Origin of the sequence: Nonomuraea sp. MG754425 (assembly GCF_021699195.1) — a bacterium.
Classification (GTDB): domain Bacteria; phylum Actinomycetota; class Actinomycetes; order Streptosporangiales; family Streptosporangiaceae; genus Nonomuraea.
Window position 1 is genome coordinate 20,462 of the sequence record NZ_SSXE01000211.1, and the last position, 10,273, is coordinate 30,734.

7 protein-coding genes are annotated in these 10,273 nt (G+C 70.7%); 2 read left to right on the forward strand and 5 right to left on the reverse strand.

The window, feature by feature from the left end:
- The first annotated feature begins 44 nt into the window (after nt 1-44).
- Nucleotides 45-740 carry a DUF4253 domain-containing protein gene (locus tag FAF44_RS56150; protein ID WP_237109516.1) on the forward strand — a complete coding sequence of 232 codons (696 nt, stop codon included), beginning with the start codon at nt 45-47 and terminating at the stop codon, nt 738-740.
- 353 nt (nt 741-1,093) lie between these two features.
- Here FAF44_RS56150 and FAF44_RS44665 read toward each other — a convergent pair whose 3' ends face one another.
- The 5 genes from FAF44_RS44665 to FAF44_RS44685 all read right to left on the reverse strand — a co-directional run bounded on the left by FAF44_RS44665 (nt 1,094) and on the right by FAF44_RS44685 (nt 8,205).
- Nucleotides 1,094-2,113 (reverse strand): HAMP domain-containing sensor histidine kinase, encoded by a 1,020-nt coding sequence (locus tag FAF44_RS44665; protein WP_308193495.1) that lies wholly within the window; start codon nt 2,111-2,113, stop codon nt 1,094-1,096.
- Nucleotides 2,114-2,195: 82 nt separating this feature from the next.
- Nucleotides 2,196-2,891, reverse strand: a complete 696-nt coding sequence (locus FAF44_RS44670; RefSeq protein WP_237109517.1) for a response regulator transcription factor — start codon at nt 2,889-2,891, stop codon at nt 2,196-2,198.
- Nucleotides 2,892-2,998: 107 nt separating this feature from the next.
- On the reverse strand, nt 2,999-4,945 hold the full coding sequence (locus FAF44_RS44675; protein ID WP_237109518.1) for a glycosyltransferase family 39 protein: 1,947 nt from the start codon (nt 4,943-4,945) through the stop codon (nt 2,999-3,001).
- Nucleotides 4,946-4,954: 9 nt separating this feature from the next.
- A complete protein-coding gene (locus FAF44_RS55365) occupies nt 4,955-6,991 on the reverse strand; it encodes a glycosyltransferase family 39 protein (RefSeq protein WP_272895883.1) in 2,037 nt (678 codons plus the stop codon).
- On the reverse strand, nt 6,988-8,205 hold the full coding sequence (locus FAF44_RS44685; RefSeq protein WP_237109519.1) for a bifunctional glycosyltransferase family 2/GtrA family protein: 1,218 nt from the start codon (nt 8,203-8,205) through the stop codon (nt 6,988-6,990). Before FAF44_RS44685 ends, FAF44_RS55365 begins: the two co-directional genes overlap by 4 nt.
- 534 nt (nt 8,206-8,739) lie before the next feature.
- Here FAF44_RS44685 and FAF44_RS44690 point away from each other — a divergent pair.
- Nucleotides 8,740-9,966 carry a serine hydrolase gene (locus tag FAF44_RS44690; RefSeq protein WP_237109520.1) on the forward strand — a complete coding sequence of 409 codons (1,227 nt, stop codon included), beginning with the start codon at nt 8,740-8,742 and terminating at the stop codon, nt 9,964-9,966.
- Nucleotides 9,967-10,273 lie beyond the last annotated feature (307 nt).

Below are 10,273 nucleotides of genomic sequence, written 5' to 3' on the forward strand. Positions count from 1 at the left end.
ACCGCCCCGGCGGCTGTGCCGTGCGGAGCTTTAGGATCACTGTGGTGGATGAGATTCTGGAGGCTGCCGGGCTGGGCCAGGTCGCGGCGAGCCGGCGTGATGTTGACGGCGAATCGGTCATCGTGCTCGAAGCCGGCGGTGACGGGCAGCAGATGTGGGACCGGGTCAGGGCTGCCGTTCCCACGCACTACCCGGTGCTCGTCCACGATCTCGATTTCGCCCTCGACCGAGACTACTTCGAGTTCTCCGACGCTGACGCGCCCCATGCGCCCGCCGACCTGATGGTCCGGGCCGAGACGATCGATGTGGACGCCCGGATCGCCGCGGTCAGCGCGGGTCGGCCGCCCGTCGATCCCGGCACCGGGGACGAGAGTTACGACCTCAACGCGTACGACGTGGCTCCCTACGGTCCGCCGGAGGGCATGGTGCTTCTGCCCAGGCCGGAGCCGTGGGCCGCGTTCGCCTACCTGCCCTCCTTCGCCGTCGCCGGCCCGTACGAGCCGGAGCTGCTGGTGGCGGCGGCGCGGCGCTGGCACCAGCGGTACGGCGCGGAGCCGATGGTCGTCGGGTTCGCCACGGGCTTCGTCGTGCCCCGCCCGCCCGCCGACCTGGCAGACGCCGAGCGGCTCGCCGCCGAGCACGACTTCTTCGCCGGGCTGACCGTGGGACAGACGACCCAGCGTGCCTACGCCCGAGCGCTGCTCCGGCTCGACCACTGGACCCTCTTCGACCGCCCCTGACGCCACCGACGGGGCGACGGTGACATGGTTCGGATCTTCGTCCGGCTCGCGGGTTGGGTGGTGTTGCCGGCTCGCGCGCGACAGTCGAAGGACGCGGAGTTGAGATTCCTCATCCGCGATCGGGATACGAAGGTCACCAGGGCGTTCGACGACGTGTTCACGGCCGCAGGCATCCGCATCCTCAAGACGCCACCTCGCGCTCCGCGGGCCGGCCGCCTACGAGACCCGAGTTCTTGACACCCACACGGCGACCGCCCGCGTACCCGCAAGATCCGTCTCGACCTGTGCCGGCGTGGCGTCACCATCGCCTCACTCATGCTCTGGCTCCGGCAGGCCGAATTGTCAGGCACTCCCTACCGGACGCTGTTCGGGGACGATGCTCGCGCGGTGCCGGGAAGCCGGATCGTGACGAGGAGCCCGCCGGTGGGGCGGGGTGTGAGGTCGAGTGTCCCATCGTGTGCCTGGACGATGCTGTGCACGATGGCCAGCCCGAGGCCGACGCCCGCGTGGTCGTCGGTGCGTGCGCGTTGGGTTCCGCGTTGGAAGGGTTCGGTGAGGGTCGGTACGAGTTCCGCTGGGATCCGATGGCCGGTGTTCTCGACCCGCAGCACGCTCGCGTCGCGCCGCGATTCGGTGTGGACCGTGACGGTGCCCCTGCTGGGGAGGTTGTGGACGATGGCGTTCTGGACGAGGTTGGTCACCATCCGCAGCAGGAGCGCCGCGGAGCCGGCGGACCATGCCTTCCCGCCGGTGACCTCGAGCGCGATCTGGCGCTTTTCCGCGAGGGGAAGCAGCGTCTCCGCGGCTTCTTCGGCAATGAGAGACAGGTCGACGGGCCCGGGGTTGAAGCTACCCCGGTCGCTGCGGCTGAGCAGCAGGAGGGCCTCGGTGAGGTCGATCGCCCGCGTGTTGACGGAACTGAGGCGTTCGATGAGTTCGACCTGGTCCCGTGGGGGGTCGTTGCGGGCGACGTCGAGGAGCGTCCGCGAGATCGCCAGCGGGGTGCGTAGTTCGTGGGAGGCGTTCGCGGCGAACCGTTGATGCCGGCTGACGTGGGATTCGAGTTGCTCGAGCATGGCGTCGAACACGTCGGCCAGTTCGCGGAACTCGTCTTCGCTGCCCGGTAGCCGGATCCGGTGGGAGAGCGACCCGCCGGCTGCCATCCGTGCCGCGTCCGCGATCCGTGTCAGTGGGGCGAGCATCCGGCCGGCGAGGACCCATCCTCCCATGAGCCCGAACACCAGGAGGAAGGCCAGCGCCACGGCCGCGGCGGGGAGGAAGAGTTGCAGGAGGTCAGTGCGATTGGGCACGTATATGGGAGCCATGATGCTGACGCGGTCGGGTACGTAGCGCAGCAGGAACACCCACACCACGGCCAGCAGGAGAGCGCCGGCGAGAAGGAGGAATCCGGCGTAGCTGATGGTGAGTTTCAGGCGGACGCTGAGCCCTGGGCGTCTATTCATGAGTGCGGTCAGGGTGGACGGGGTCCATGCCGCTGTCGATTCGGTAGCCCACACCGGGCACCGTGGCGATCAGCCATGGCTCGCCGAGTCGTTTGCGCAGGGCGGAGACGGTGATGCGGACGGCGTTGGTGAAGGGGTCGGCGTTGGCGTCCCAGGCCCGCTCCAGTAGCTCTTCAGCGCTGACGACCCCGCCCTCGGCGGCGACGAGGACGTTGAGTACGGCGAACTGCTTGCGGGTGAGCGCCACGTAACGCCCGTCGCGGAAGACCTCCCGGCGGAAGATGTCCAGCCGCAGGCCCGCGATCTCCATGACCGGGGGGCGGGCGTACGCCCGCCTGCGGTCCAGCGCCCTCAGCCGCAGGACGAGCTCTCGAAGCTCGAACGGTTTGGTGAGATAGTCGTCTGCGCCGAGCGCGAACCCGGAGACCTTGTCGTCGATCCGGTCGGCGGCGGTGAGCATGAGGATCGGGATGCCGCTGCCGGAGGCGACGATCCGGCCGGCGATCTCGTCACCGGACGGGCCGGGGATGTCGCGATCGAGGACCGCGAGGTCGTAGGAGTTGACGCTGAGCAGTTCCAGGGCGGAGTCGCCGTCGCCGGCGATGTCGGCGGCGATCGCTTCCAGCCGGAGACCGTCACGGATGGCTTCGGCCAGGTAGGGCTCGTCCTCCACGATCAGTACGCGCATGACGCGAGCCTAGGAAGCACGGCATATCGCCGGCGTATGCCGTTGCGCCCCATCCCCGGCTTCCCGAGGCCATGGCCGGGACGGGCTGCACTCGCGCCACCGGGGCATCAGGTGGGGGTTGTGAGGTCGTAGACCTTGGCGGTGCCGACCGTGCGGACGGTGAAGTTGGTCTTCACCCACTCGGCGATCCGCCGGCCCGCATCGCTGCCGCCGTGGGGACGGCCGTCGCCGGCCGAGCTCATCCCGCCGCCGTCCACGAAGTAGTGGATCTGCTGGTGGGCCACGTACTGCTGGAACCGCTCGAGTGTGGGAGCCGGGTCGGTGCCGTTGAAGCCGCCGATCGCCATCACCGGCGTTCGCGTGGCCAACTGGTACACCGCGGCGTTGAGGGACGTCAACGTCGCGGCGGGCCACCGGTAGGAGTCCGCGTTCGCATTCAGCAGCGCCACCAGTTCAGCACTGGGGGGAGGTGAGGAGCGCATGAGGACCTCGCGGCCACCACGCGCGGGTTGCCCGGACCGATCCTGCCGCGCCGTGCCATCCTGCTGTTTCCCCCCGCCCGCTCCTGTCCGCATCAGACCGGCGCCTGAGGCGAGCGAGGGCCCGGCGGTTACGATCACCCCGCTACGCGGGGAGGCGATCGTGTCCTGTGCGTACGCGGCCGGCCCCGCCAGCGACACCGCCACGGCCGCCGCCGCGACCACCCGTTCTGGCAGGTAGGCGGCTCTGAGCAGCACCCCGGCCGTGACCAGGCCACCCACGGCAACGACCGGGCCCAGCCACGGATGCCAATCGGGGGTACGCTGCAGCACCGCGCAGGACCACGCCGCCGTGACCGCCACGACCGCCGCCAGCGTGGCCGCACCCGCCACCGTGCGCCGCCGCGGCCACAACAGGCCGGTGCCCAACCCGGCCAGCGCGGCGACCGCCGGGGCCAGCGCCACGGTGTAGTACTGGTGGAAGATGCCCTGCATCAGGCTGAACACCACACCGGTGACCAGCAGCCATCCACCCCACAGCCCCAACGAGGCGCGCACCCGGTCGGTACGCGACGCGCTCCTCAGCGTCCACGATCCGATGACCAGCAGGACGAGCGCGGCCGGTAGCAGCCAGGAGATCTGGCCGCCGGTGGCGTAACCGAACAGGCGGCCCCACCCGGCGTCGTCGTCGGTGTTGCCCAGCCCTCCCACCTCGTCGCCATTGAGCCGGCCCAGCCCGTTGTAGCCCAGGGCCAGCTCCAGGACGCTGTTGCCCTGCGTACCGCCGATGTAAGGACGAGCGTCGGCCGGCACCAGCGCGACGATGGCCACCCACCAGCCGGCGGCGGCCAGCATCGCGGCCGCGGCCAGGGCCGACTGCCAGATCCTGCGCCTCAGCGGCGTCGGCGCGGCCAGCAGGTACACCAACCCGAAGGCGGGCAGGACCAGGAACGCCTGCATCATCTTGGCCAGGAACCCCGCTCCCACGCACGCCCCGCACACCACCAGCCATCGGGTACTCGCCTCCGCCTGGGCGCGCACCAGCGCGTACGCGGCCACCGTGAGCATCAGCACCAGCAAGGCGTCCGGGTTGTTGAACCGGAACATCAGCGTGGCCACCGGCGTCAGTGCCAGCACCGCACCGGCCAGCAGCCCCGCGCCCGCCTCGACACGCGCGGGCACGGTGCCGGCCAGCGCGCGCCGCACGGCCGCGTACACGGTCGCGACGGTCGCCACGCCCATCACCGCCTGCGGCATCAGGATGCTCCACGAGTTCAGCCCGAACAACCGTGCGGAGATCGCCATCGGCCACAACGCGGCGGGCGTCTTGTCCACGGTGATGGCGCCCGCCGCGTCGGAGGAGCCGAAGAAGAACGCCGTCCAACTACTCGCCCCGGCCTGAACCGCGGCCGAGTAGAAGGAGTTCGCCCACTCCGAGGCGCCCAGCCTCCACGTGTACAGCACGGCCGTGCCGGCCAGCAGCGCCACAAGCGCGGGACGGGCCCAGGCCGGGTCGCCCCCGGCGGACCGCGCACGCCGCCGGGCGATGGACAAGGTTCGCGTCAATCCCACCATGGCTGCTCCTCAGCCCAACCGGTACAGTTGCTGCCCGGCGCCCTTCGAGGGCCCGCCGGAACCTCCGTACTCGCCGGCGTCGATCAGAGTGCCGTGTTGCCGTACCCACTCCGCGACGGCTGAGATCACGCCCTTACGAGGACCGGCCGGACCCCTGTCCGACGCGTCGAGCAGGATGTGGCGCAGCTCGCCGTTCTTGATGGAGTCCTGCAGCTTGGCCACCGTCATCGCCGGGTCCTGCCCGGTGAAGCCGCCCATCGCGATCACCGGCTCGCCGGTCGACAAGATGATTCCCGCGGCCTGCTGGGCAGCGGACACCGCGACCAGCCAGCGCGCATCGCCCCGGTTCCGCCGCAGGTAGCCGATCAACTCGGGACTCAACTCAGCGGCCGGCCCGCCGACCACGCGAACGCCGCCGCCCCCCGCCTGGGCCTGGCCCTGCCCGCCCGGCTGCCGCGCTCCAGGACCCTGACCATTCGGGCGCTGCTCCGTGGACGGCCCCGCCAGCGCGTTGCCGTATGAGTGGTCCGTGCCGCCGAACGCGGTCGCCGACGCGTACGCTCCCGGGCCCGCCAGCGCCGCGACCAGCGTGAACGCCACCGACGCGACGGCGATCCCACGGCCGCGCCGCCACGGCAGCCGCGCGGCCACCAGCGCCGGCACCGCCGCCACGGTCGCCGCCGCGACCACCCAGGGCAGCCACGGATTCCACTCGGCAGTGCGGTTCAGCAGCACGAACGACCACGCGCCCGTGGCCACCACGCCCACCGGCAGCACCCACGACCAGCGGACCGACCGCCGGTACGCGCCGTACAGCAGCACCCCGCCCGAGCCGGTCAGTGCGGCGATCGCGGGGGCCAGCGCCGTGGTGTAGTACGGGTGGAACACGCCCCCGGCGAAGCTGAACACCGCGTAGTGCACGGCCAGCCAGCCGCCCCACAGCACCAGCGCGGCCCGCGCCAGATCGGTGCGCGGCCGTTTCCGCAGCAGCACCAGCCCCGTCACCAGCGCGAGCACCGCGAACGGCAGCAGCCAGGAGATCTGGCCGCCGACGATGTCGTTGAACAGCCGTCCCGCACCCGCGGCGCCACCGAAACCACCGCTGCCTGCGCCGAGACCGCCTCCGCCGGAACCTCCTCCCTCACCGAAGATCCGGCCCAGGCCGTTGAAGCCGATGACCACGTCCCACACGGTCCCGTCGGTGCTGCCGCCGATGAACGGGCGGCTCCCGGACGGGATCAGGTCGACCACCACCATCCACCAGGAGCTCGACGCCGCCAGCGCCGCACCGGCCGCCAGCAGATGCCGGATCCGGCGCGGCACGTCCGGCCTGGCCGCCATCAGATAGACCAGCACCAGCGCCGGGACGACCACGAACGCCTGCAACATCTTGGTGGTGAACCCGCACCCCACGAACACCGCCGAGGCCAGCAGCAAGCGCAGGCGTCCCGTCTCGATCGCGCGCTGGCACGCCCACCCGGCCAGCACCAGGAACAGCACCAGCAACGGGTCGGGGGCGTTCTCGCGGTTGATGGCGACGGTGATCGGCGTCAGCGCCAGCACCCCGGCCGCGATCAGTGCCGCCGGGAGCCCAGCCGCCCGCCGCACCGTGGCGTGCAGCACCGCGACGGCGGCCACTCCCGCCAGCGCCTGCGGCAGCAGCAGGCTCCACGTCCCGAAGCCCAGGACGCGGGCGAACAGGCCCATCACCCACAGCGCCATCGGGGGCTTGTCCACGGTGATGAACGACTCGGAGTCCAGCGAGCCGAAGAAGAACGCCTTCCAGCTCTCGGTGCCGCTCTTGACCGCCGCCGAGTAGTAGGAGTTGGCGTGGCCGGCCGACGACAGGCTCCATGCGTACAACACGAAGGCCGCCAGCAGCACGCCCCAGAGCGCGGGACGCGACCAGCGCGGATCTTCCGGCCCGCCCAAGGCCAGCCGGCGCAGCCGCCCCCATACGGCACGGTGACCGCCTTGGTTCCTGTTGGACGCGGATCGTCCCGACGGATCGGGCAGCGTTCGTGCATGACGTGCGGAGGCGGTCATCGAACCTCGTCCTTCCTGCCCGTGCAGACGGTCGCCGGCTCGGCCGGAGCCGGTCGGCCCCCCAGACGCCGTGGGTGGAAGACCCAGACGCGCATCAGCATGAATCGCACCAGCGTCGCGACCCCGTTGGCGGTCACCAACGCGGCGATCTCGACGGCACGTGACGCCTCTGGCGCCAGCGCGTGAAGCAGTGCCAGACCGCCGGTGCTCAGCGCCAGCCCGAGCAGGAACGCCGCACCGCCCTCGAGCTGCTGCCGGAACGCCCGCTCTGACCCGGTCACGCCGAAGGTGAAGCGGCGGTTGGCGGCGGTGTTGCCGACGGTGGTGATCACCAGCGAGACCGCGTTCGCCCACAGCGGTCCCATCACTGTGCGCAGCAGCACGAACAGCACCAGTTGAGCGATCGTGCTGAACATCCCGATGATCGCGAAGGCCGGTAGTTGCCGGGCCATCCCGGCCGGCAGTTGCGGGCGCGGCCGGCTCTCCACCGGGGCGCGGAACGCGCCCGTCAGCATGCGACGCGCCACCCGGGCCATGCCCTTCAGGTCATCCAGCGCGGTTCGCAGGACGTCCACGCGGCTGTCGGGGTCGTCGATCCAGTCCACGGGCACCTCGTGGATGCGCAGCCCGTTGCACTCGGCCAGCAGCAGCAACTCGGTGTCGAAGAACCACTTCTCGTCCTGCACCGACGGCAGCAACGCCCGTGCGATCACGGTCCGGGCGGCCTTGAAGCCGCATTGGGCGTCGGTGAAGCGAGCGGCCAGCGTCGTGCGCAACAGGACGTTGTAACAGCGGGAGATCAGCTCCCGTTTCGGGCCGCGCACCACCGCCGACCCGCGGGTCAGCCGGGACCCGATCGCCAGATCGCTGTGCCCGGAGATCAGCGGCGCCACCAGCGGCAGGAACGCGTCCAGGTCGGTGGACAGGTCCACGTCCATGTAGGCGACCACGTCGGCGGCGCTGCGGCTCCACACATGCCGCAGCGCCCGGCCCCGGCCCTTCTGCTCCAGCCGCACCGCCCGCACGTGTGGCAGCGCGGCCTCCAACTCCACAGCCGCCTGCCAGGTCCCGTCCACGCTGGCGTTGTCGGCGATCGTGATCTGGAACCGGTAGGGGAAGGTCTCTTCCAGATAGCTGTGCAACCGGCGCACGCTGTGCGCCAGCACGTGTTTCTCGTTGTAGACGGGAATGGCGATCTCTACCAGGGGGTCCACGACCGGGACCTCCTCGCTCCGTCTGCTCTTCAAAGCGCGGCCGCAGAAGCCGTCGGCTCGGTGGCCTTGCCGCAGGTGCAAGGTTTCGACTGGGCGGGCGAGTCCGCATAGATCGACGGACTGACGAGCACGATCCGGCGCCTACGACACGCCCGCGCTGACAGTGATGCGCTGTGGTCCATGCCTCCACTGAAGACAGAAGCCGGTTGCCGTGGCGTATGCGGTTTTCGATATGCCCGCGATACGTCCACACGGATTGATCGGCGCAGCACCAGCGGTGCCGCACCCGATCCGCCTCCCTGGCGGCAGCCACTGCCGGCGCGAACCGTGACACACCCATGACATGGCGCGGACGTGGCGGGGACACGGCCGGTCGACAGTGGACGGGGCTGACAGGCCGTCCACGGAAAGCCACCTGCGGGGTGGCTCCGGCATCGCCCCCATCAGGCGGCGCGAGCCGAGCAGGCCTGAGGCGCTGCGACCCGGCCCGCTGGACAGGAGTCGCCCCAAAGGTGATCACAAAGAGGAGAAGACGTGGCTGTTGACGGAGTGTGGAACCGGCGTTCGCTGTTGCGGGGCGCAGCCGTGGCGGCCGGCGCCGCCGCGACCGTGCCGCTGCTGGGCGCTGCGGTCACGGCGGGAGCCGGTGGCGGTGACGCGGACTCCGACGTCCCGCCGGACACGCTGCCCGGCGGGGCCTACGACACGTACGTGGCGCAGTTGGCCGCCGCGGGCAAGTTCTCCGGCGTGGTGCTGCTGTCGCACAACGGCCGGACGGTGCTGTCGCGCAGCTATGGCATGGCCGACAAGGAGAAGGGGATCGCCAACAGCGAAGGCGTCGCGTTCAGTCTCAGCTCGGCGGGCAAGCCGTTCCAGGCGGTGGCCATCTTGCAGTTGGCGCAGCAGGGCAAGCTGAAGCTGTCGGACACGGTGGGCACCTACCTGACGGGCTTCGCCAAGGAGATCGCTGAGCAGGTGACCATCCACCACATGCTCGCCAACATCTCCGGGATGGAGAGCCCGGACGAGGACGTGGAACGCATCTTCCAGAGCCGGGAGGAGGTGCAGGAGTTCTACGGGCAGTGGGCCCGCCATTCGAAGCTGGCGGCACCCGTCGGCACTTCCACCGGCCACGCCGGTGCCGAGATCGTCATCCCGGCGCTGATCGTGCAGGCGGTGACCGGCAAGACGTACTGGGACTACGTGGAGGAGAACATCTTCCAGCGCTGCGGCATGGCCGGCTCGGCGTTCTTCACCAGACCGCAGTGGCTCACCGATGCGCACATCGCGCACCCTTACATGACGCTGGCCGACGGGAGTGTGGTGGACGCCGTCCGCAACCTGGACCAGAGCAGCTCGAACGAGACCACACTGGGCAAGAACCCGGGCCGCGGCTTCATCGATGCCCCCGGGGACGGCGGCTTCGCCACCGCACCGGATCTGGTCCGGTTCGCGCACGCGCTGCGCGACGGCACGGTGCTGGAACGGCCCTACGCCGAGGTGCTCACCGCGGCCAAGTCCCCCCACGGACCGCAGTCGTTCGGGGCTTACCAGATGCCGGTCCGCATCGTCAGCGGTCAGTGGGTGCACGGGCGCGCCGGCGCCAACCCTGGGGTCGGCGCGAGTTGGAACATCTACCCGTACACCGGCTGGGTTGGTGTCATCCTCAGCAACACCGACGGCGAGACGCTGCAGGCGCTGAGCGGGCGGGAGGTACAGGCCGTCACCGGAGGCACGCCCGGTGGCGGCGGGGGTGGCTGAGTCGTAGACCCTGGACCAGGGCCGGTACCCGGCGGTGGGCAGGTCCCGCGACGGGCTGCCGGTACGACACCGCCGCATCACCGCGTTGAACTGCTGCCGCAGATCCGCGCTTCCTGCAGCGGAAAGGCCGCAGTCCGATGGAGGGACTGCGGCCTTTGTACGCGCCGCTCAGTAGACGGCGCAGCCGACGCGGACCGGGACGCTGGCCGACCAGCGGCCGGACATGACGTCCTGGGCGCGGGCGTAGGCGTTGGCCGGCTTGCCCGGGGTCGAGCAGTCGAACCTGCCGGTCTGCTTGCCCCAACTG

What these genes read in the sequence shown, in the direction of transcription:
- FAF44_RS44675 (WP_237109518.1), bottom strand. Translation starts at nt 4,945, where the DNA reads ATGGTGGGATTGACGCGAACCTTGTCCATCGCCCGGCGGCGTGCGCGG.
- FAF44_RS55365 (WP_272895883.1), bottom strand. Translation starts at nt 6,991, where the DNA reads ATGACCGCCTCCGCACGTCATGCACGAACGCTGCCCGATCCGTCGGGA.
- FAF44_RS44670 (WP_237109517.1), bottom strand. Translation starts at nt 2,891, where the DNA reads ATGCGCGTACTGATCGTGGAGGACGAGCCCTACCTGGCCGAAGCCATC.